A 21,296-nucleotide genomic window follows, 5' to 3' on the forward strand; every position below is an offset into this window, starting at 1 on the left:
CGGCCAAAGCCCGCAACGGCGGGGTCATAGGCTGCGGGACGGTCTCCGCATCGGATGGCTGACGCCAGGTTCGCGTGAGAACGCGTGCGAGCCTTCATCCGCGGAATGGCGGAGTGCCGTGACATCTGCAGCGCCGGTGACTAGGGCGGCGATTCCCTCGTGCAGGAGCCGGTGCGTGCCAGCACTGGCCGCGCTAGTCACGGGGCCGGGCACCGCCCCGACTGGCCGACCGAGTTCAGTGGCACGGGCGGCGACGTTGAGAGAGCCGGAGCGGTAGCCGGCCTCCACGATGACGGTCGCGCCGGAGAGGGCACCGAGGATGCGATTGCGGGCGAGGAACCGCCACTTGGTCGGCGCGGAACCGGGCGCCATCTCGCTGGCCAGCAATCCAACGTCTCCGACTCGTTCCAGCAGCTCGCGGTTCCCGGACGGGTAGAGGCGATCCAGACCGCCCACCATCACGGCGAGGGTCTGCCCACCAGCGGCGAGCGCGGCTCGGTGCGCGGCGGCGTCGATGCCGTAGGAACCGCCGGCCACGATGATCCGCTCCGCGTCAGCTAGACCGGAGGTCAACTCCGTCGTGACGTACTCGCCATAGCTGGTTGCGGCGCGTGCCCCGGTGATCGTCACGCGATCGCCCACCGGCGCGGTGAGAAACGAGGCGGCACCGCGCACCCACAGCGCAGTCGGGGCACGCTCGCCCAGATCGTTCAGGGCGGTCGGCCAGTCACTGTCGCCGGGGATGACGACGCGCAGTCCGAGCCGGTCGGTGTCCACGAGTGCCTGCTTGACCATGCGGGCGTCCAGGCGTGGGGCGACCTTATTGCGCCACAGCCCGGCTTCGACCGCATCGACCTTCTTCGGGAACGCGCCAGTACCGGCCGCCAGCCGCACAGTCTCGACGGCACCGACGGCGGCGATGAGTCGGCCGGTCGCCGCGTCGTCGGGCTCCAAAGTCGCAGCCAGGGCGACTCGTGCAGAGTGTTCGTCCGTGGCGAGAGAAGTGATCGTAACCATGCCCAGCTCCCATCCATGTGTGCCAGACAGGTGCACGAGCACCCTCCCGAACGAGCGGGCGCACCTCTTACGAACGTCGGCCGGGAGTCGTACTCTGGAAGGGAGGCAGATTCCTCCTTGATATGGCGTCCCTCGCGGACAGGTCCTCGGACCACTCTCTACGCACTGTCTCGTCACCTGACCGTGCCACGAGAGGAAACGCCATGATCCGGCTGCTCTGGGCGCTCAGCGCCCACACCCGCTACTACCTGCGGCGCTACATGCCCACCAACATCGCGCTCGACGCGATCCGCACCCGCCGCGGCCTGAAATGGGGAATCCCCGCGATGCTCCTCGCCGTCCCGTACTTCCTCGCAGCGAACTACTGCATCACGCTGATCGAAGACGGCGGCCCCGGCTGGCTGAACCTCCTCGTCCTCCTGTTCTGCTGGAACGCGCTCAAGTTCCTCATCATGGGCCCGGTCAGCGTCGTCCTTCTCATCCGCGCCCGCGTTCAGGAGGCCGTCGAGCGTCGCCGCACCCGCCGCATGAACGAGGCTCAGTCCGTCGAGTACCCGATGGCGAGCGTGGCCTGATGGGCGCCTTGATCTACACCCGCAGCGCCCGACCGAACAGGGCAACCCACGCTCACCAGCGGGCCGCCTGCCAACGCTTGGCCGCCGAGCTCGGCTACGAGGTCAGCGGAGAGTTCCACGACAACGGCCAGACACGACCCGCACTCGACCAGGCACTCGCCACCATCCGCGACAGGCAGGCAGCGGCACTCGTCGTCAATGACCTCTACCGACTCAGCCGATTGTCCACCGAGTTCGCCCGCATCATCGAGGCGCTGGACGAGGCCGGCGTGCCCCTCTACGTCGTCGGGCAGGGCCGCGTGAGCCTTCCCGCGACTCCCGAGCTCGGCATCATGCTGGCGATCGCCGAGTACGAGGCCGAGCACTCCGAGGAGGACTTCACGTTGTAAACGACACCCGGCGTCCCCGAGGGCGGATGGTCGCACCTGTGGCGGCCACCGCCCTCTTTGCTGCCCTCGGACACGTGAGCCCGCCTGATCCCGTGATCCTCACGAGCCAACTTGCTCCGGTTACGGATGGCGAGGCATGCGGCCTCGCGGGCGAATGTGACCGCCTTCGGCCAGCACCGCGGCACGCACGGCGTCGATCCCGGCACCGATCTGCTCCGCGACCTGAGCCAGCGTCAAGCCATTGGCGTAGAGCGACGCCGCGCGGCCCCGAGTCTCGGCAGACAGACCCGGATCACGCCCAGGCAGACCGGCACGCCGAACGACCTCGAAGACGGTCGCGCGGTGCACGCGGAACTTCGCCGCGATCGCCTGAACCGGCGCACCTGCTTCGTAGTCAGCCAGCAGCTCGGCGCGCCGCACCGGGCTCAGCCGTGTTTGAGACTGAACCCGATTTTTCGCCACCGGCCCTCGCGTATCGTGTCTCTCGGACGTCCGCACATGCGGGCGACGCCCCTCAGACCCCCTGAAAACACGGCGAATCAGTGTTTTCAGCGACGGGCGGATGTTTGAGAACCGTCCGGGAAGGCCCACTCGCTACCCGCGGCCTCGCCCCCTCCACATCTCCGCGGGTCCCTGCCGTGCTCGCCGTCCGCTGGGGTGATCGGATGACGGACAGCACTCTCCGCGACGAGAATGGCGCCCCGTCCCCCTCTCAGAGGGTGCCTCTCGTGCCGGAAGGGGATTCTCGCGGTGGGGCGGCGCGCCCGGTGAGCGCCGCCGGTCATTCGGGCCCGAGTCTGGACGCGAGGAGGCGGCGCTCGGCCTCGTTGTCGGCGAGCTCCCGCGCGCTCCGGACTGCGGTTCGCGCCTCGGCGGACCGCCCGGCTCTTCGGAGCAGCTCGGCGCGGACCGCGTGCCAGAGCCGATAGCCGTCGAGTCGCGGCGCCAGCGCCTCGACCTCGGTCAGCGCCGCTCCGACCCCGCCCGTCTCGGCGACGGCGACGGCTCGATTGAGGCGGACGATCGGCGAGGAGTCGACCGCGAGCAGCAGGTCGTAGAGCACGACGATCTGCGCCCAGTCGGTGTCGTCCTGACGCGCCGCGTCGGCATGACAGGCCGCGATGGCCGCGTGCAGCTGCCACCTCCCCGGGCGGCGGACCTCCGCCGCCCGCTCCAGGGCTTCGCGACCGGCGCGGACGAGCGCATCGTCCCAGCGCGCCCGGTCCTGCAGCGGCAGCGGCACCAGCTCTCCGGCCACCGACCGCGCCGGCTCCCGGGCGCGGTGGAGGAGCAGCAGCGCCCGCAACCCGTGCACCTCGGGCTCGTCGGGAAGGGAGACGGAGAGGGCGCGCGCGAGCCAGAGCGCGTCATCGGCGAGATCCCTGTGCGCTTCCGCAGACGATTCGGCACGCAGATGCGCCGAGTCGTACATCACCGCGATCGTGGCGAGCACCGGATCGAGTCGGGCCGTGCGCGCCGGTCCCGCGGGGATCCGTATGGGCACGCCGGCGGCGCCGATCTTGCGCTTCGCCCGGGAGATGCGCTGCCCGACCGTCGCGCTCGGCTCGAGGGTCGCTCGCGCGATCTGCGCCGTGGAGACGCCGAGCACGGCCCGGAGGGTGAGGGCGAGCTGAGCCTCCGGAGAGAGGCTGGGATGGCAGCAGCCGAAGAGGAGCGGGATGCGCTCATCCGGCTCCGCGGAGCGGGGGAGCGTCGGTACCGCCGGCGCCGCGCGCCTCAGCACCTCGCGGTAGCGGCGGGAGCGCCGAACCAGGTCCAGCGCGTTTCGCCGTGCCGCGGTCATGAGCCAGGCGCCGGGCCGGGGAGGGACGCCCCGGCGACGCCACTCCACCAACGCCTCCTCGACGGCGCCGGCGGTCGCCTCCTCCGCCACGTCGAGGCTGCCGAAGGAGCGGTTCAGGGCCGCGACGATCCGCGCGGTCTCCTCGCGGACGGCAGCGGCGAGGGCGGCGTCCGACGCCGGCGCATGCGGCGCCGCCCTCCACGCGGTCATTGCGCGAACAGCTCCTCGTCGTCGAACATGGGCCTGATCTCGACCGAATTGCCGGGAAGATCCAGCAGGGGCCAGCTCCTGGCCAGGGCGATGGCCGCGTCCAGGTCGGGAACGTCGATGAGCGTGAACCCGCCGATCACCTCCTTGGCCTCGGTGAACGGCCCGTCGACGACGACCGGGCCCGGGTCGTCCGCCCGCACCGTGGTCGCGGTCTCGACCGGGTGGAGGGCCGCGCCGCCCTCGAGGACGGCGGCTGCGTTGGCCTCGTGCCATTCCAGGATGCGCTGCAGATCGGCCTGCGCCCGGGTCTCGGGCACGGCGGAGTCGAGCTCCGGGTCGGACGCGAACATCAGGACGTACTTCATGGGCGTTCCCTTTCTCTCGTGAATCGGCGAACGGCATTCTCACCGTCGCACGCACACAGCGAACGGGCAAGCCGCTTTTCGACATCGCCGCGCCGATTCCGTCCGTGCGGCGGTGGGCGCGGCGCTCAGCCCGGCCGGTCGAGATCCCAGGATTCGAGTCGCCGCAGCAGGCTGGTCTTCTTCTCCGCGTGGGCCTGCATGCGTCCCAGGACATCGTCGAGGGCGCGCACCGCGGTCACGATGAAGGGCCCCTTGTTGAGCATGACCGCCTCGGCTCGCTGCGATTCGGCCGCATCGGTGATCTCGGCGCGCGTCGGCAGCCCGGTCTTCGCCAGTTGCTCGAGCACCTGCGTCGCCCAGATGACCGGCACGCCGGCCGCCTCGCACAGCCACAGGATCTCCTGCTGCACCTCGGCCATCCGCTCGAATCCGATCTCGACCGCCAGATCCCCGCGCGCGATCATCACGCCGATCCTGGGCCAGCTCATCGCCGCCAGCAGGATCTGCGGCAGATTGCGGAACCCGCGCACCGTCTCGATCTTGAGCACCAGCCCGAAGTCGCGGTCCGCTGCGGGCGAAGCGCCCAGCAGCTCGATGATCTCCTCGACGTCCGAGGCCGAGTTGACGAACGAGACGTTCACCAGGTCGGCGTGCTCGGCGACGAATGCGAGGTCGGCGCGGTCCTGGGCGGTGAGCGCGGAGATCGGGAGCACGGTATCGGGCAGGTTGATGCCCTTCTCCGCGCGCAGCTTGCTGCCGCCCGGAGCCGTCCGCTCGATCCGCACCTCGATGCGTTCCGGGTCCGCGCCTGCGACCCTTCCCTCGATCGCGCCGTCGTCGAGCAGCACGCGCTGACCCGGCAGGACCGCGTCGAAGACCTCGGGCAGCGTGCAGCCGATCCTGGCCGGGCCATCCGGATCGACCGAGAGGGCCTCCGCGGTTCGGAGCAGCTCCAGCGTGTCGCCCCGGTGCAGCCGCAGTGCGCGTTCGAGCGGCGGGAGGACGCCGATCCGTAGGAGCGGTTCCCCCTCCCCGGCGGCGCGGAGCTCGGTCCCCGCGACCAGGTAGGTGGTCTTCACCGAGCTCACCAGCAGGCCGTTCGGACCGCGATACAGGATGCGCAGGCGCCGCCGCGACCCGCGAGCATCCGTGAGGCGCAGCGAATCGACCCCGTCGCCGGGCAGTCTCTCGCCCGGATCGACCGGTAAGACGGTCGCGGCCGCGGCCTGAGCCGAGAGACCGAGCTCGCGCAGCGCCGAGAGATCCGCCTCGTCCGGGCCCCGCGGCGTCACCTCGGCCTCTGCCGCCTCCGAGCCGGATGGGCTCAGCCAGGCGACGGCCGCGGCGACCACCCGCCCGTACTCGTCTCGTCGAGGCTTGAGGCGCAGGACGCCGGGCGCACTCGCGAGCGGGCCGGTGCGCAGCTTCGGTCCGCCCAGGTCCATGCTCACCCTGAGCGGACGGCCCGCCCGCCCGGCCTCGGCGCGGGCGCGATCGATGATCGCCTGCCAGGTCTCGGGAGCGTCGTGCGCGCAGTTCACCCGGATGAGATCCATGCCCGCCCCGACGAGATCCGGCAGGAGAGCGGGATCATCGGCCGCGTGCGACGGCATCGTCACCATGATGCGGGTGTATCGCGCGTCGCGACGGGCGCCGAGGCATCGATCCGCGGCCTCGGCGAGTCTCGCCGCGCCGTCCGGTACGCCGTCGGCGTCGCGATCCAGGGGAGAGCCGTGAGCCGGTTCGTCGCGGGGCCTCCCCGTCAGTGCGCGTGCGGCGGTCCGGGCGGCGCTGACGCTGGCAAGCACGTGGGCCTCGCTGCGTCCGAGGCTCGAGAGGCCGTAGAGCGAGAGCGCCGACTGGACGGGGCGGAGATCGCGGGCACGCAGCGTCACGTAGTGCACCAGGTTGCGCGCGTTCTCCGTCCAGACGGAGTCGACCGAGCCGATCGCGTCGGCGTGGCGGAGCTCCGCCTCGTGCAGCGCCGCGTGCAGCGCGTCGAGGTGCCGCTGCAGCCAGGGCAGCCGATCGCCGGGGTTCGCGGGCAACGTTGCGGGGGCACTGGGTTCGCTCATCGCTGACTCCCGAGTCGTCGAGCGCCTACTCGTCAGTGCACACCCGTCAGGGCATGCGCGTCAAGCCTAGCGCCTCGGTTCCGTCTCCGACCAGCTTCGCGGCGGATCAGAACCAGACGAGGTACTCGAGGATCACCGGGTCCGATGCATCCCCGTCCGCGGAGCCGATGCCGATGCGCTCGGAGGCGATCAGCCCCATCTCCGCCGAGAGCACGAGCACCTCGCGGATCCCCGACTCGCGGGAGTCGGCGCTGAAGCTCACTCCGTCTCTGCCGAGCCGGTCTGCGACGCTCCCGTCGACGCGTATCCCGGGCAGCGTTGCGAGGAATTCGATGAGTCCGGCCTGCGCCGCCCGGTCGAGATCGTGCTCGCTGCGAAGCCTGGTCGTGGCCTGGAAGTAGTCGGCGGCGCTCGGACTCGAGGCGAGGTCACCCTCCTCCCGGAGAAGGGCGCCCCAGTCCTCGACGGACTCGGGCACCGAGAAACCGCTCTGCGACTGATCCGATGTGGGCTCCGCACGACCGATCGGAGTCTCGCCCGCGGCGGACATCAGGTCCCACAGATCCTCGCCCGCAGCGTCGGTCTCGAGAACGCGTCGTTCGACGGTGACGGATCCGTCGGGCTGGATCAGGCGTTCCACGAGCACGGGCGGCGTCAGGGCGGCCGTCTCATCGTCCGCGGCCGACAGCTCCGAGGCGGTCGACGTTTCCGGGGTCGTCGACCACCTGAGGAGACGCACGGTCGCCTCCCCCCGGTCCAGGGAGTAGGAGGAGTCCGTCCTCCCGATCTGCTCCCGGACGTCGTCCGAACCGCGCTGCGATCCGCTCTCGAGGGACTGGCTCAACGACATCAGCAACTTCTCCGGTTCCTCATCGACGGATTGGGCGGCATCCCGATCGGCGCCCGCGGAGTGGAGTTCCCCGGACGTCGCGCCGCCGATCAGCGGGGAGACGGCGAGCACCGCCACCAGAAGGGACGCCGCGAGCGCCAGCAGGACCGGTGCCCGGCGCCGCAGGAATCCGAATCCGAGGCCCGCTCTCGTCGGCGTGCGGAGACGTGGATCCGAGGGCTCGGCATCCTCCGGGGTTCGCAGGGCGGCCATGCGCGCACGCGCCTCGGCGCCGGGGGGTGCGTCGAGCGGCGTGAGGGCCGGATCGAGCTGTGCCATGATCTCCGCGAGGGAGTCCTGCCTGCGGGTCATACGCGCGCCCCTCGAGCCTCGGTGCTCGGCGTCGCGTCGTCGAGGAGGCTCCGCAGTCGACGGCGTGCGCGGCTGAGGATCGCCCAGGCCGCCGCGACGGTGCAGGAGAGCGTTGCCGCGATCTCCGCGGCGCTGAGTCCTTCCCAGTAGCTCAGCATGATCACCTTCCGTTCTCGTTCCGATAGCTTCAGCAGCGCTTCGTGGAGCGCGAGGCGTTCCAGATGCCCGGGGTCGTCGGCTCGGTCTTCGAGTCGCCGCTCCAACGCGACGCGGACCGCGGTTCGCCGCTCCTCGCTGCGGTAGCGGTCCGCGATCTTGTTGGCGGCGATCCGATACAGCAGCGGAAGCTCGACGGGTTTCCGTCGCCGGTACAGGTCCCACGCCGCCGTGAAGGTCTCGGCCGCGATGTCCTCGGCGATCACCGCCGAGGGCACGCGCCGCTCGGCGTACCGCCGCACCAGCGAGTAGTACGCCTCGAACAGGTGCTCGAAGGTGTCGAGCCCGGACTCGCTCATAGCCTCAGTCTGCCAAACCGGATCGCCGTCCCCCTCGCTCCCGCTGCCGGTGCGCGCCGATGAAGTCGCTTCACCCTGTCTATCGCCCGGGCATCGGGATCCTGACAGAGAGTTTTCCGTGGCCCCGGCGCGGGCGACCTCGTCGAGTCCGTCCGCGAGCGGATCGTCGTGCATGCCCCGGCCGAGCAGCCCGGGCGGAGCCGCCTCGCCTAGGATGGTCGCATGGCGACGGTCGTGTGGTTCAGGGACGACCTGCGGATCTCGGATCACCCGGCGCTGCTCGAAGCGTCGCTGGATCCGGACGGCCTCGTCTGCGTCTACATCCTCGACGAGGAGTCTCCGGGCATTCGTCCGCTCGGCGGCGCGGCGAAGTGGTGGCTGCACCATTCGTTGTCGGCGCTGGATGAGGACCTGCGCGGACTCGGGGCGCCCCTGGTGCTCCGACGCGGCCCGGCGGAGGAGGTCCTGCCCGAGCTGGTCGCGGAGGCGAGCGCCGATCGCGTGCTCTGGAATCGGCGATACGGCGCGGCCGAGCGCGCCCTCGACACGCGCCTCAAGAGTGCGCTGCGCGAGCGCGGCGTCGCCGCGCACTCCTTCGCGGCGAGCCTGCTGCACGAGCCCTGGACGGTGCAGACCGGCGCCGGCGAGCACTTCAAGGTGTACTCTCCGTTCTGGCGGGCCTGCCTGGCCGGACCGCCGCCCCGCGCTCCGCTCGCCGCGCCCGGCGCGCTGCGGTCCTCCGGTTCGCTCGGCGGAGCGGAACTCGCGGAGTGGGGCCTGACACCGGAGGCGCACGACTGGGCGACCGGCCTGGCGGAGCGCTGGAGGCCGGGGGAGAGCTCCGCCGAGCGCGCGCTCGAGCGCTTCTTGACCGGTTCTGCCGATCGCTATGCTGCGGAGCGCGACCTGCCGGGATCCGACGCCGTCTCGGGGCTCTCCCCGCACCTGCGCTGGGGCGAGATCAGCCCGCACACGGTCTGGCATCGCGCGATCGCGAGCGGGCGGGACGTGGGGATGTTCCTCTCGGAGCTGGGCTGGCGGGAGTTCGCCTGGCACACGCTCTTCCATCGTCCGGAGCTCGCGGATCGCAACCTCGACGCCCGCTTCGACGCGTTCCCCTGGCGGAGTCTCGATGCGGAGGAGTGGACGGCGTGGCGCTTCGGGCGGACCGGCATCCCGCTGGTCGACGCCGGTATGCGAGAGCTCTGGCGGACCGGCACGATGCACAACCGCGTGCGGATGGTGGTCGCCTCCTTCCTCACCAAGAACCTCCTCGCGGACTGGCGCGCCGGGGAGCGCTGGTTCTGGGACACGCTGGTCGACGCCGACGCGGCGAGCAATCCGTTCAACTGGCAGTGGGTCGCCGGCTGCGGCGCCGACGCGGCGCCCTACTTCCGGATCTTCAATCCGCTCACCCAGCAGCAGAAGTTCGACGCGGACGGCGCGTACGTGGATCTCTGGGCGCCGGACAGCCTCGCGCTGGCGCCGCTCGTGGATCTGAAGGAGAGTCGGCGCCGGGCGCTCGACGCCTTCGACGAGATGAAACGGTCGGGCTGAGCGCGGCGGACAGAGATGTCGCACGAACGGCTGCGACGCGCGGCCCGGCACGACCATTCGGGCGGCATGATCGCGGGGGAGCGCGCCCAGAGTCCGCTCGACCGAGGGCGGTATCTTTGAGACGAGGAACGGAGGCGCCATGAGCCGCCACATCGTCATCGCCGGCTCGTCCGGTCTGATCGGAGGCGCGGTCGTCGCTGCCCTCCGCGAGGCGGGCGACCGCGTCACCCGCCTGGTCCGCCGGAGCCCGAGCGGCGTCGACGAGGCGCAGTGGAGTCCTGCGGATGGGCGGCTCGATCCCGCACTGCTCGACGGCGCGGACGCGGTGATCTCGCTGGGCGGCGCCAGCGTGGGGCGACTGCCCTGGACGTCGCGCTACCGCGATGAGATCCTGCGCTCCCGACTCGACGCTACCCGCACCATCGTCCGAGCGTTGGACGCGCTCGGCGGCGATCCGCCGCCCCTCCTGTCGGCCTCGGGCGCCGGCTTCTACGGCTCGGCGCCCGGCGCGGTGCTCACCGAGCGCTCTCCCGCGGGCACGACCTTCCTCGCCCGCGTGTGCGTGCAGTGGGAGCACGAGGCCCGCAAGATCGAGCATCGCACCCGGGTCGCGCTGCTGCGCACCGCGCCGGTGATCCACCGCGACGGCGTGCTGAAGCCGATGATCACCCTGACGAGATCCGGGCTGGGCGGACCGCTCGGCGGCGGACGCCAGATCTGGCCCTGGATCTCGCTCGAGGACGAGGTGCGGGGGATCCTCCACGTGCTGGAACGGGGTCTCGCCGGACCGATCAACTTCACCGGCCCGGAGCCGGCCTCCCAGAACCGGATCGGCCGGGCGCTCGCCGAGGAGCTGCACCGGCCCTACTGGCTTCCGGCTCCCGCCTGGGGGCTGCGGCTCGTGCTGAGCCCCGCGGCGACCGAATCGCTGCTGACCTCGGACGCCGATGTGCGGCCGGACGCGCTCACCGGTTCCGGGTTCGTCTTCTCCCACCCGACGCCGGAGCGGGCGATCGCCGCGGCACTGGGCTGAGCCGGGGCTCCGCTCGGAGCGCCGTTATCGCGCGACGGCCGCAGAGGCCGCTCCTCGGCGGGCCTTCGCGCGACACGTCTTCAACGGGCGTCGGGACCCGCGAGGCGGGACGGCCACCAGATCCGCCGGCCGATATCGGTGCCGAGCGCGGGCACCAGCAGGGCGCGCACCAGGAAGGTGTCGAGCAGCACCCCGAACGCGACGATGAAGGCGATCTGCACGAGGAACAGGATCGGGATCACCGCGAGCGCGGCGAAGGTCGCGGCGAGCACGAGCCCCGCCGAGGTGATCACCCCGCCCGTGACGGCGAGGCCGCGGAGGATCCCGGGGCGAGTGCCGTGATCGAGCGACTCCTCCCTCACGCGCGTCATGAGGAAGATGTTGTAGTCGATGCCGAGCGCGACCAGGAACACGAAGCTGTAGAGCGGTACCGCCGGGTCGGCTCCGGGGAAGCGGAAGACCTCGTTGAAGACGAGCGCGGCGACCCCGAGCGCGGTGCCGAAGGAGAGCACGGTCGTCGCCACCAGCAGCACCGGTGCGAGGATCGACCGCAGCAGCAGCATCAGGATCAGCAGGATCACGACGAGGACGAGCGGGATGATCAGGGCGCGGTCGTGGATCGACGCGTCGTTCGTGTCGATCGCGGTCGCCGTGACCCCGCCCACGAGCGCGTCCGGCGCCGATGCCGCGAGATCGGCTCGCAGCTCTCGGACGGTCCCGGTCGCCTCGGGGGAGTCCGCCGCGGCGGAGAGGGTGGCCTGCAGCAGCACGACGCCGTCGACGACGGTGGGCTCCGGAACCGGCGTGCCCGGAGGTCCGAGCGGGATCACTCCTTCCGCGGTGACCGAGGCCGTTCCCGCCGGGGTGTCGTCGGTGCTCACGCTCACGCCGTCGATGCCGTCGAGGCCGAGCATCGCGTCGGCGACGGTCTGCAGACCCTCTTCGGGCGCTGCGACGTAGACGGGGCTCCCGGATCCGCCGGGGAAGTGCTCGCCGAGCGCCACCTGGCCGTCCCGGGCCTGCGACTCGCCGAGCACGAGCTCCGACTGCGCCACACCGTCGGCGTTCAGCTGGGTCACCCCGAAGGCGCCGATCAGCAGGACGATCGATGTGGTCAGCCACACGGCGCGCGGACGGCGGGCGATCAGGCGCCCGGCCCGTACCCACAGCCCCCGGCTCGGTACCCCGCCCTCCGCCGCGACGACCTCCGGCTCGAAGCGGGGCCGTCGCGGCCAGTAGGCCGTTCGGCCGAACGCGAGCAGGATCGCGGGCAGGAGGGTGAGCGCGGCCAGCATGGCGAACACGATGCCGATCGCGGCGACCGGACCGAGGGTGCTGTTCGACTTCAGATCGCTCAGCAGCAGGCAGAGCAGCCCCGCGATCACGGTTCCGCCGGAGGCGAGGATGGGCTCGAACGAGCCGCGCACCGCACCGATCACGGCGTCCCAGCGACGCTCGCTGATGCGCAGCTGCTCTCGGTAGCGGGCGACGACGAGCAGCGAGTAGTCGGTGGCCGCACCGATCACCAGGATGAAGAGGATGCCCTGGGTCTGACCGCTGAGCAGCAGCACGCCCGCCTTCGCGAGCCACCACACCGCGAGCAGCGCGACGGTCAGTGCGAAGAGGCTCGTCGACAGGACCGCGACGGGCAGCAGCAGCGAGCGGTAGACGACGATGAGGATGATGAACACGGCGGCGAGGGCGACGGCGAGCAGCAGCCCGTCGATCCCCGAGAACGCTTCGACCAGGTCGGCGGTGAATCCCGCCGGGCCCGTGACGAAGACCGCGATGTTCTCGGGCACTGCGGAGCGCAGCGCTTCGTGCACCGCAGCGACGAGCTCGCCCACCTCGCCGTCCGCGTCGATCGGCACGAATGCCTGCGCGGCGAGTCCGTCATCCGAGGGGATCAGCGGCGAGAGGTCCGAGCCGACGCCGTCGAGGTCCGAGAGCGCCGCCACAGCGGTCTGAGACGCATCGAGTTCCGCATCGGTGAGGGGAGTCGAGGCGGTGAGCACCACGACCGCCGGGATGGCGTCGGAGTCGGAGAACTCCGGGAGCAGTTGCTGCACCTGCGTGGCGTCGGCCGATTCGGGCAGGTAGCTGGTCTGGTCGTTCGAGGAGACCTCGCCGACCTTTCCGAAGTAGGGCCCGCCGATCGCCGCGCCCGTGAACCAGAGCAGGATGACGATGGCCGGGAGCAGGACGCGCAGCGGGCGCGCGGCGGTGCGGTGCGGTGCGTTCATGACGTGAGCCTCCAGACGAGGATGAGGATCAGGGTGACCAGGAAGCCCGAGACGTAGTTCAGGAGCATGAACCGGCGCCAGGCCCTATTGCTCCGCGCTGAGCCGTCGTCGTCGATCCGCCACCACGGTGCCGCGTTGAGCAGGTAGGGCACGGCGACGAGGGCGGCGAGCGGCCCGGGCCACGGCGTCGCGAGCATGACGGCTCCCGACGCCAGCCACAGCGCGAGCGAGAGGCGCACCGTCCGCCGGGCCCCCAGCGCCGTCGCCACCGAGGAGATGCCCGCCGCCCGGTCGGGACCGATGTCCTGCACCGCGCCGAAGGCATGCGCCGCTGCGCCCCAGAGGAGGAACGCGAGCAGGCTGAGAACGAGGGCGGGGGACGCTTCGGCGCCCGCGAGCGCGAGGCCGACGACGGCCGGGCTGACGAAATGAACGCTGGAGGTGAGGGAATCGAGGACCGGGATCTCCTTGAACCTCAGAGGCTGAGCCGAGTAGGCGATCACGGCGAAGGTGCTGACCGCGATCGCCGCCCAGGCCGCGGGCCCTCCCGCCGCGCAGAGCACGAGGAGGACGGGCAGATTGCCCGCCGCGATCAGGAGGAGGAGCGGGCGGTGGAGGCGGGGCTCGAGCAGCGCGCCCTCGACCCCGCCCTTGCGGGGATTGTTCCGGTCGGATTCGTAGTCGTACACGTCGTTGATCCCGTACATGGCGAGATTGTAGGGAATCAGATAGTAGAGCACGCCGACGCACCACAGCCAGTCGATCTCGCGCGTCGTCAGCAGCATGGCGGCGCCGAACGGGAAGGCGGTGTTCACCCAGCTCACCGGCCGGGACACGACCAGGGCGCGCCGGAGCAGAGCGCGGAGGACCGTGCTGCGATCCCCCTCCCGCAACCAGGACCACAGCGCGGGCAGAGCGATGATCGCGGCGAGCGGGTAGGCGAAGTCCTCGACCGGTGCGAGACCCACCCGCGCGCCCAGGATGCGATCCGGGGCGTAGTGGAACAGCCCGGCGCCGATCATCAGGCTGTCGAACACCGCGGTGAGGACGAGCAGCGCGGCCGCTGCGAGGGCGGCCGCGCGCCAGTGGAGCAGCCGATCCGCGCGCCGATGACTCCGCCCCGCCGAGCCGCGCCGGCGGGTGAACCCGATCCCCGCCGCGACCGCGACGCCGAGGAAGGGAAGGCCGAGCAGCAGATAGCTCATGCCTCCTCCCGCCGCTTCCTCGCGCGCAGCACGCGCTCGGCGCCGGTGAAGAGCACCATCGTGCAGATCACCAGGAAGACCAGGAAGACCGGCTCCTCGAGCGGGAGCTCGGGAGCGATCATGATGCCGGTCATGATCGAGCCGTCGCCGACGAGGAACACCCCGAGGGCGATACCGGCGGCGTCCCAGAGCAGGAAGAACACCGTGCCGGCGAGCGTCACGGCCGCGGCCGCGATGGGATCCCGCCAGAAGAACAGGCGGAAGCGCGCGTCGAGCAGCAGCATGCAGGCGATGCCCAAGAGCAGGCAGAGCAGATAGACGAGAGGCATCTCAGAGCTTCCCGGCTCGAAGCGGCGTCGGCAGGGGGCCGGCACTGCGGTCGCCTCGGACGCGCTTGAGCACCAGCTCGGCGCTGATGAGGCACATCGGCACCCCGACGCCCGGCGCGGTGGTTCCGCCCGCGTAGAAGAGCCCGGAGACCCGCTTCGATTCGTTCTGCGCCCGGAAGAGCGCGCTCTGGCTCAGGACGTGGGCCGGGCCGAGCATGCCGCCGCTCCACGCGCGGTAGTCCTCGGCGAAGTCCCGCGGCCCGATCGTGCGCCTGAACACGATGCGCTCCCTCAGATCCGGGATTCCGGCCCACTCGGCGATCCGATCGATCGCGGCGTCGGCGGCCGCTTCGACGGCGGGGTCTCCGCCGCCGCCGAGATCCGGGTCGGCGGGCACCGGGACGAGTACGAAGAGGTTCTCGTGATCCGGCGGCGCGACCCCCGGCTCGGTGGCGCTGGGCCGGCACATGTAGAGGGAGGCGGGATCCGGAACTCGCGGCCGCGCTCCGAAGATGGCGTCGAAGTTCTGCTTCCAATCGGCGGCGAACAGCAACGAGTGGTGGGGCAGGCTCGGAAGCGAGCCGGAGACCCCGAGGAGCAGGAGCACGCCGCCCGGTCCGCTCACCCGCCTGCTCCACCAGCGCTCGGGATAGCTCTGATCGGCCTCGGAGAGCAGCGCCGTCTCCGTGTGGTGGAGATCTGCTGCCGAGACGACGATATCCGCCGACTCGGATCGTTCCGCGCCGTCGCGGCCGCGCCAGATCGCACCGGTGGCACGTGATCGCCGGCGTCCGGAGCCTCCCGGAGCCGTGCTGATCCGAACGGCCTCGGCCTCGGTGATGATCTCCGCGCCGGCCTCGCGCGCGAGCGCCTCCAGCCGTTCGACCAGGGCCCAGAATCCGCCCATCGGGTACTGCACCCCTTCATCCAGATCGAGTGCGCTCATCAGATGGTACATCGCCGGGGCGTCGGACGGGCGGGTTCCGAGGAACACCGCCGGGTATCCCAGTATCTGGCGGAGCACGGGATCTCGGAAGCGACGGGCGACGAAGCGCTCGAGCGACGTGCCGAGCAGGGTCAGCAGCCGGGGCGTCGCACGCAGCACCTCCCGGTCGAGCAGCGAGGACGGTCGCGTGAACGGGTTGTAGAGGAAGAAGCGCTCGGCCAGCGCCGCCGCCTCGCCGGCCGAATCGAGGTACGAGCCGAGCCGGGATCCCGCGCCGGGTTCGCGCGACTCGAAGACCTCCCGCACGCTCGCGGAACCGTGCGGGATGTCGAGGGGAGGCCGTGGCGCCTCGCCGGCAGCGGGCTCGGCGAACACCCGATAGCCGGGATCCAGGACGGTCAGATCGAGTTGTTCCGCGGTGCTCGTTCCGAGTAGCTCGAAGAAGTGGTCGAAGACCCGGGGCATGAGGTACCAGGACGGTCCGGTGTCGAAACGGAATCCCTGTTCCTCCAGAACGCCGGCCCGGCCGCCGAGCCGCGCATTGCGCTCGAGGACCCGCACGGAGTGGCCGTCCGCGGCGAGGAGGGCGGCCGATGCGAGCCCGGCGATGCCGCCTCCGATCACGATCGCGTCGCTCATCGGCCCGACCCCCTCAGGGACGCCAGGACGGATCGCGCGACGATGAGGGACTTGGTCGAATCGGGCACCCGTATCCGTTCCCGGTAGAGCCGGGTCGCGGGGGTCGCCGAGATGCGATCCGCGAGCGCGGTGAAGAGGTCGAGCGCCGCTCGCACGGCGACGCGGGCGTCGGCCGGCAGCAGCGGGATGCTCGCCGCCGCGTCGGCGAGCTGCGCGCGCACCGTGGCTATCCACCGGTCCCGGTCCTCGTCGCTCAGTTGCCCGCCCGCGCTGAGGTAGCTCCTCCCCAGGCGTGTCGTGTCGTCGGCAAGATCTCTCAGGAAGTTGACGTTCTGGAACGCGGCGCCCAGCTGTCGCGCGCCGTGCTCGAGCCGCTCGCGCCGTTCCGGCAGCAGCGCCTCCTCCCTGGTGAACACGCGCAGGCACATGAGTCCGACCACCTCGGCGGAGCCGTGCACGTAATCCCGATGCGCGGCGGCGTCGAACGCCGTCGGCCCCGCGGTGCCGACGGAGCCGTCGCCTTGGGGGAGGTCGGCGCGCATGGAGGCGAAGAAGGGGTCGATCAGAGCGTGCTCGATGCCCGAGACGCGCGCGGTTCTCGCGAAGGCGTGCACGATCAGATCGCTGCTGTAGCCGCAGGCGACGGCGTGCGCGGTCTCTTCGGCGAGCCGATCCAGCGCGCGGGACTGCTGCTCACGGGTCAGTCCCGCCTGCGCGGCCACCCCGTCCACGAGCTCATCGGCCACTCGGACGAGTGCGTAGATGTTCCGCACGTGCGAGCGGTGCCGGCGCCCGAGAAGCCTCGTCGCAGAGGCGAACGAGGTCGAGTACGCCCCGATCACCCGGGTGGCGGCGCGCTCGGCCGCCGCCGTGTAGCCTCCCAGCGGATCCCGTGATGCATCGCGTCCGGTCATGCGCGGCGATGCTCCAGGCTCGACACCAGACTGCGGAGCACGTCGCCCACGCGCTCCGGGAGCGCGGATTCCGGGCGGGAGATCAGTTGGAGGCAGGCGTCGATCTCATCCGCGATGAGGAAGCGCACGAAGCGCTCCGCGCCGCACTCGGAGAGCGCGGCGCGGGCCGTGAGTCCGTCTCCCTCGCTGAGGTCGCTCGCTCCGAACACGGGCTCGATGCGCGCCCATGAGCTCGTCATCCGGGCGTAGGCGATGATCGCGGTCTCCTTCCCCTCCCTGAGGTCTGAGAACGGATCCTTGCCGTGATCCTCATGCTGCCCGAACACCGAGAGCAGATCGTCCTGCAGCTGGAAGGCCAGCCCCAGGTGGCGTCCGGCCTCCGCGAGCTGTTCCTGCGCCTCCCGGCTCTGACCGGAGAGGAGCGCTGCCGCTCTGAGCGGCAGCTCGAAGGAGTAGGTGGCGGTCTTCAGCTGCGACATGGTGAGGATCCTCCGCAGATCGATCCGGATCGCTCCGTCGCTCATGCCGACGTCGAGGTGCTCGCCCGCGACGGAGTCCACGATGCTGTGGTCGAGCAGGTCGAGGAGGCTCAACCTCGCGTCATGGCTCAGACGCTCCCTCGCGATCGTCTGGTGGACGGCCGAGAGGACCAGATCCCCCATGAGGAGCCCCCCGGTCCGCGCCCAGTGCAGCCGGACGTCCTGCTCCGCCTCCACCGAGGTGCGCCTGGAGCGGGGCGAGGCGGCGGACTCCTCGAGGATCGAACCGATGAGATTCGGCCGATGCCGCCGCATCAGATCGCCGTCGATGACGTCGTCGTGGAGCAGGAAGGCGAAGTGGAGCAGTTCGATCGCGGACGCGAGGCGAACGAGGCCCTCGCGGTCGCATTCGGGCGACGACGATGCGCGGTCCTCGAGGAACGCCTCGAACACGGTCACGAGCAGGCACGGACGGAGCATCTTGCCCCCGAGCACGGATTCCGCCGCCAGCTCCCAGAGCCTCGCGAACTCGGGACCGTAGACCTGAGCCGCGGAGGTGCGGGCCGCGAAGAAGGACGACAGCTCGTCCTCGATTTCCCGGCGCAGCGCCGCCGTGCCGTCGCGGAGCACCGTGTGGCCGGTCACGCCGCGTCCTCGAGAGCGAAGGCGTCGCGTTCCAGCAAGCGGGGGAGCTGCAGGACCAGCCAGGGGCTGAAGGCGAACGGGGTCCGTCGCACCGCCGCAGCGAGATCCTCGGGAGCGACCCAGTTCCACTCCGCGACCTCCGCCGCGGACGGGGCGAGATCTCCGGAGAGATCGGCGACGAAGACGGGGCAGATCTCGTTCTCGACGATACCGCTCGCATCGAGCGCGCGATAGCTGAAGTCGGGCAGAACGGGACGGATGCGGACGAGTTCGGCGCCGAGCTCCTGCTCCCCGCGGCGGACGACCGCGTTCTCGAGGGGCTCGCCGGGGGCCGGGTGGCCGCAGAGACTGTTCGTCCATACTCCGGGCCAGCTCTGCTTGGTGAGCGAGCGTCGCGTGACGAGCAGCTCGCCACGACGATTCAGGACGTGGCAGGAGAACGCGAGGTGCAGCGGCGTGCTGCTCGTGTGGACGGTGGCCTTGTCCGCGCTGCCTATGGGCGATCCGGTCTCGTCCAGGAGGACGACGAGTTCAGCGGTTGACAACTTCTGCTCCTCGCAATCGGGACTGTGGGTGCGCGTATCCGCGTCGACTACAGAAGAACCGTAATAGTAACCTTCGGGATAAATAAAACTTTATCATAATTATCCCAAGTGTTACTATCTCCTCATGCAAGAAGCAAAATCCGGAGACGTGAGTGATCCGGTGTCCGAGAGTCTCTACGATGTCGACTCGAGCGATCCCAGAGGCGAACTCGTCGATCGGTCGGGGATGGATCCCGAAGACGTGGCGCAGATCGCCCGTCTCATGAAGGCGCACGTCGAGCTGAGGGACGCCGAGCGGAGAATGTCGGACTCCGCCCAGAAGTACATGAGCCTCGGCAAGCAGGAGATGCGCGCCCTGCACTACCTCATCGTCGCGGGGAACAGGGACGCGATAGCGACCCCGGGTTCTCTCGCAGCGCATCTCGGCATCTCATCGGCGTCGACCACGAAACTGCTCAACCGCCTCGAGCGCGGGAGGCACATCGCGCGGCAGGTGCATCCGACCGATCGCCGGGCCTTCGCCATCACCATCACGCCCGATACGAAACGGGCGGCCGTGGAGACGGTCGGTCGGCATCAGTCGAAGCGGTTCGCGGCTGCGGCGCGACTGAGCCGCGAGGAGCGGGAGATCGTGATCCGCTACCTCACGGACATGGCTCGGGAACTCTCCCTCGACGGCGACATCGGGGACGACCGCAGCGACGGCGGGGCGCCGTAGGCGCACCGTCGCCGCGCAGCGACGTGATCCGAGCGTCTCGCCTCGGGGCTCCCGTCAGCGGATGCGTCGACTGGCGAAAGATCGCTGCGGGGCGACGTAGGCCTCCTGCGACTCGATCAGGCGGAGCTCGCGGCTGCCGGAGTCGAGGGTGTTCTGCAGCAGCTCGAACACGCTGGCCGCGGTTCTCTCCAGGGCATCGGCCGGATCGCCCGATCCTCTGAAGTGCGAGGAGAAGAGCGCGGCGGTCACATCGCCCGAGCCGTTCGCCTTGAAGGGGAGATGGGGGGTCTGCACGATCCAGGCGCCGTCTCCGTGCACCACCAGCATCTCGATCGTGTCCTCGGGACGGTCCGGTCGGAGGACGCTGGTGACGAGCACCGTCGACGGGCCTGAGTCGCGCACGAGATCCACGGAGGCGAGGGTGTCGTCGATCGAGAGCGGATCGGTGCCCGTGATGAAACCGAGTTCGAACTGATTCGGCGTGATCAGATCGGCGGCGGGCACCACGCGATCCCGGATGAGCTGCTGCACCTCGGGGGCGACGAAGCAACCGGAGGCCGCGCTGCCGAGCACCGGATCGCAGGCGTAGAGCGCGCCCGGGTTGCGCTGCTTGACGAGGGCGACCGAATCGAGGATCGCGTCCCCGATGTCGTCTCCGCCCTGGTAGCCGGAGAGCACCAGGTCGACATCGTCGAGCCCCCCGCGGTCATCGATGCCCTGCACGATGCCGCGCACGTCGTCACCGCTGAGGAGCGGACCGCGCCATGAGCCGTACCCCGTGTGATTCGAGAACACGACCGTGTAGACGGGCATGACCTCGTGACCGATCCGCTGCAGGGGGAACACCGCCGCGGAGTTGCCGACGTGGCCGTAGGAGACCGAGGACTGGATGGACAGGATACGCATATCTCGATCATGCCACCTGCCTGTGGAGATGGACCAAATCTCGGAGGCGCAGAGGGATTTTCGGTCTACCCTTGGCCGCATGAACGCACAGGAACGCAGAGAACCCGACCCGGCGGCCCCGCGGAAGCGGACGCTGCGGAACGCCACGCTCCTGATCTCCGGCGGCAGCCGGGGGATCGGGCTCGCCATCGCCCTCCGCGCCGCCGCGGACGGCGCCGACATCGTGCTGCTCGCGAAGACCGATGCGCCGCACCCGAGGCTCGAGGGAACGGTCCACACCGCCGCCGAGCAGATCCGCGACGCGGGAGGCCGGGCGCTTCCCGTGGTCGGCGACGTCCGCGACGATGCGGACATCGCCCGGGCCGTGCATCTCGCCGTTCGCGAGTTCGGCGGCATCGACGCGGTCGTCAACAACGCCAGTGCGATCGACCTCTCGACCACCAGGGAGCTCTCGGAGAAGAAGTACGACCTCATGCAGGACGTGAACGTCCGCGGCACCTTCATGCTCGCGCGCGCCGCGCTCCCGGCGCTGCTCGAGGCCGAGAACCCTCACGTGCTCTCGCTGTCGCCGCCGCTCAACCTGAGCCCCAAGTGGCTGGGGGCGCACACCGGCTATACCCTGGCGAAGTACGGGATGACGCTGGCCACCCTCGGGATCGCCGCAGAGTTCGCCCCGCAGGGCGTGGCCGCGAACACGCTGTGGCCGCGGACCACGATCGCCACAGCGGCCGTGAAGAATCTGCTCGGCGGGGAGCGGGTGATGGCGGCATCCCGGACACCGGAGATCTACGCCGACGCCGCCTACGAGGTGCTGACCGCTCCGGCGCGCGAACTCACGGGGCGCACGCTCATCGTCGAGGAGGTGCTGGCGGAGGCGGGGATCACCGATCTCGCGGGATACGCCGCGATCCCCGGCACCCCAGACGAATCGCTCTTCCCCGACATCTTCCTCGATTGAGCCCGTCCGGCGCGCCGGACCGCAGCCG

The 21,296-nt window shown here is 70.6% G+C and carries 21 protein-coding genes; 6 read left to right on the forward strand and 15 right to left on the reverse strand.

All coding sequences use genetic code 11. The annotated features are described in order from the left end of the window. Window positions 1-24: 24 nt before the first annotated feature. On the reverse strand, window positions 25-954 hold the full coding sequence (locus tag J4H92_RS11105) for a DNA-processing protein DprA (RefSeq protein ID WP_243752287.1): 930 nt from the start codon (window positions 952-954) through the stop codon (window positions 25-27). Between the two features lie 266 nt (window positions 955-1,220). On the opposite strand from J4H92_RS11105, the gene J4H92_RS11110 reads away from it, so the two are divergent. Both J4H92_RS11110 and J4H92_RS11115 read left to right on the forward strand, forming a co-directional pair. Beyond that, entirely contained in the window at window positions 1,221-1,592 is a 372-nt protein-coding gene (locus J4H92_RS11110) for a sulfate permease (RefSeq protein WP_208098265.1), read from the forward strand. Continuing rightward, window positions 1,592-1,981, forward strand: a complete 390-nt coding sequence (locus tag J4H92_RS11115; RefSeq protein WP_208098266.1) for a recombinase family protein — start codon at window positions 1,592-1,594, stop codon at window positions 1,979-1,981. Before J4H92_RS11110 ends, J4H92_RS11115 begins: the two co-directional genes overlap by 1 nt. A 120-nt stretch (window positions 1,982-2,101) precedes the next feature. On the opposite strand, the gene J4H92_RS11120 is transcribed toward J4H92_RS11115, so the two are convergent. The 6 genes from J4H92_RS11120 to J4H92_RS11145 all read right to left on the reverse strand — a co-directional run bounded on the left by J4H92_RS11120 (window position 2,102) and on the right by J4H92_RS11145 (window position 8,151). Continuing rightward, on the reverse strand, window positions 2,102-2,443 hold the full coding sequence (locus J4H92_RS11120) for a helix-turn-helix domain-containing protein (protein ID WP_341783077.1): 342 nt from the start codon (window positions 2,441-2,443) through the stop codon (window positions 2,102-2,104). 319 nt (window positions 2,444-2,762) lie between these two features. Further along, window positions 2,763-3,995: an RNA polymerase sigma factor gene (locus J4H92_RS11125; RefSeq protein WP_208098267.1), complete on the reverse strand. Its 1,233-nt coding sequence runs from the start codon at window positions 3,993-3,995 to the stop codon at window positions 2,763-2,765. Next, window positions 3,992-4,360: a YciI family protein gene (locus J4H92_RS11130; protein WP_208098268.1), complete on the reverse strand. Its 369-nt coding sequence runs from the start codon at window positions 4,358-4,360 to the stop codon at window positions 3,992-3,994. Before J4H92_RS11130 ends, J4H92_RS11125 begins: the two co-directional genes overlap by 4 nt. Window positions 4,361-4,485: 125 nt before the next feature. After that, window positions 4,486-6,435: a pyruvate kinase gene (locus J4H92_RS11135; RefSeq protein ID WP_208098269.1), complete on the reverse strand. Its 1,950-nt coding sequence runs from the start codon at window positions 6,433-6,435 to the stop codon at window positions 4,486-4,488. Window positions 6,436-6,541: 106 nt separating this feature from the next. After that, entirely contained in the window at window positions 6,542-7,636 is a 1,095-nt protein-coding gene (locus J4H92_RS11140; RefSeq protein WP_208098270.1) for a hypothetical protein, read from the reverse strand. After that, on the reverse strand, window positions 7,633-8,151 hold the full coding sequence (locus J4H92_RS11145; RefSeq protein WP_208098271.1) for an RNA polymerase sigma factor: 519 nt from the start codon (window positions 8,149-8,151) through the stop codon (window positions 7,633-7,635). The genes J4H92_RS11140 and J4H92_RS11145 overlap by 4 nt, the downstream gene beginning before the upstream one ends. A gap of 222 nt (window positions 8,152-8,373) precedes the next feature. Between J4H92_RS11145 and J4H92_RS11150 the strand changes: the two genes are divergently transcribed. Both J4H92_RS11150 and J4H92_RS11155 read left to right on the forward strand, forming a co-directional pair. Further along, window positions 8,374-9,708: a cryptochrome/photolyase family protein gene (locus tag J4H92_RS11150; protein WP_208098272.1), complete on the forward strand. Its 1,335-nt coding sequence runs from the start codon at window positions 8,374-8,376 to the stop codon at window positions 9,706-9,708. Between the two features lie 139 nt (window positions 9,709-9,847). Further along, window positions 9,848-10,741 (forward strand): TIGR01777 family oxidoreductase, encoded by an 894-nt coding sequence (locus J4H92_RS11155; protein WP_208098273.1) that lies wholly within the window; start codon window positions 9,848-9,850, stop codon window positions 10,739-10,741. 80 nt (window positions 10,742-10,821) lie between these two features. Here the strand turns inward: J4H92_RS11155 and J4H92_RS11160 are convergent, their stop codons facing one another. Genes J4H92_RS11160 through idi form a run of 7 tightly spaced genes read right to left on the reverse strand, consistent with a single transcriptional unit; the run spans window position 10,822 to window position 18,686 of the window. Beyond that, window positions 10,822-12,984: an MMPL family transporter gene (locus tag J4H92_RS11160; RefSeq protein WP_208098274.1), complete on the reverse strand. Its 2,163-nt coding sequence runs from the start codon at window positions 12,982-12,984 to the stop codon at window positions 10,822-10,824. Beyond that, a complete protein-coding gene (locus J4H92_RS11165) occupies window positions 12,981-14,189 on the reverse strand; it encodes a prenyltransferase (protein WP_208098275.1) in 1,209 nt (402 codons plus the stop codon). Before J4H92_RS11165 ends, J4H92_RS11160 begins: the two co-directional genes overlap by 4 nt. Beyond that, the gene (locus tag J4H92_RS11170) at window positions 14,186-14,518 is read right to left on the reverse strand and encodes a lycopene cyclase domain-containing protein (protein WP_208098276.1); all 333 of its coding nucleotides are present in this window, start codon (window positions 14,516-14,518) and stop codon (window positions 14,186-14,188) included. Before J4H92_RS11170 ends, J4H92_RS11165 begins: the two co-directional genes overlap by 4 nt. A 1-nt stretch (window position 14,519) precedes the next feature. Further along, window positions 14,520-16,103: a phytoene desaturase family protein gene (gene crtI / locus J4H92_RS11175; RefSeq protein WP_208098277.1), complete on the reverse strand. Its 1,584-nt coding sequence runs from the start codon at window positions 16,101-16,103 to the stop codon at window positions 14,520-14,522. Continuing rightward, a complete protein-coding gene (locus tag J4H92_RS11180) occupies window positions 16,100-17,017 on the reverse strand; it encodes a phytoene/squalene synthase family protein (protein WP_208098278.1) in 918 nt (305 codons plus the stop codon). Before J4H92_RS11180 ends, crtI begins: the two co-directional genes overlap by 4 nt. Then, window positions 17,014-18,141, reverse strand: a complete 1,128-nt coding sequence (locus J4H92_RS11185) for a polyprenyl synthetase family protein (protein WP_208098279.1) — start codon at window positions 18,139-18,141, stop codon at window positions 17,014-17,016. Before J4H92_RS11185 ends, J4H92_RS11180 begins: the two co-directional genes overlap by 4 nt. Then, window positions 18,138-18,686 carry an isopentenyl-diphosphate Delta-isomerase gene (idi, locus tag J4H92_RS11190; RefSeq protein ID WP_208098280.1) on the reverse strand — a complete coding sequence of 183 codons (549 nt, stop codon included), beginning with the start codon at window positions 18,684-18,686 and terminating at the stop codon, window positions 18,138-18,140. Before idi ends, J4H92_RS11185 begins: the two co-directional genes overlap by 4 nt. Before the next feature lie 148 nt (window positions 18,687-18,834). Here idi and J4H92_RS11195 point away from each other — a divergent pair, with 148 nt between their 5' ends. Then, window positions 18,835-19,404 (forward strand): MarR family winged helix-turn-helix transcriptional regulator, encoded by a 570-nt coding sequence (locus J4H92_RS11195; protein ID WP_341783078.1) that lies wholly within the window; start codon window positions 18,835-18,837, stop codon window positions 19,402-19,404. 54 nt (window positions 19,405-19,458) lie between these two features. Here the strand turns inward: J4H92_RS11195 and pdxY are convergent, their stop codons facing one another. Continuing rightward, on the reverse strand, window positions 19,459-20,310 hold the full coding sequence (pdxY, locus tag J4H92_RS11200) for a pyridoxal kinase PdxY (protein WP_208098282.1): 852 nt from the start codon (window positions 20,308-20,310) through the stop codon (window positions 19,459-19,461). 79 nt (window positions 20,311-20,389) lie between these two features. Between pdxY and J4H92_RS11205 the strand changes: the two genes are divergently transcribed. Next, entirely contained in the window at window positions 20,390-21,268 is an 879-nt protein-coding gene (locus J4H92_RS11205) for an SDR family oxidoreductase (protein WP_208098283.1), read from the forward strand. Window positions 21,269-21,296 lie beyond the last annotated feature (28 nt).

This window comes from Leucobacter weissii (assembly GCF_017565745.1).
In the GTDB taxonomy this organism is placed as follows: Bacteria; Actinomycetota; Actinomycetes; order Actinomycetales; family Microbacteriaceae; genus Leucobacter; species Leucobacter weissii.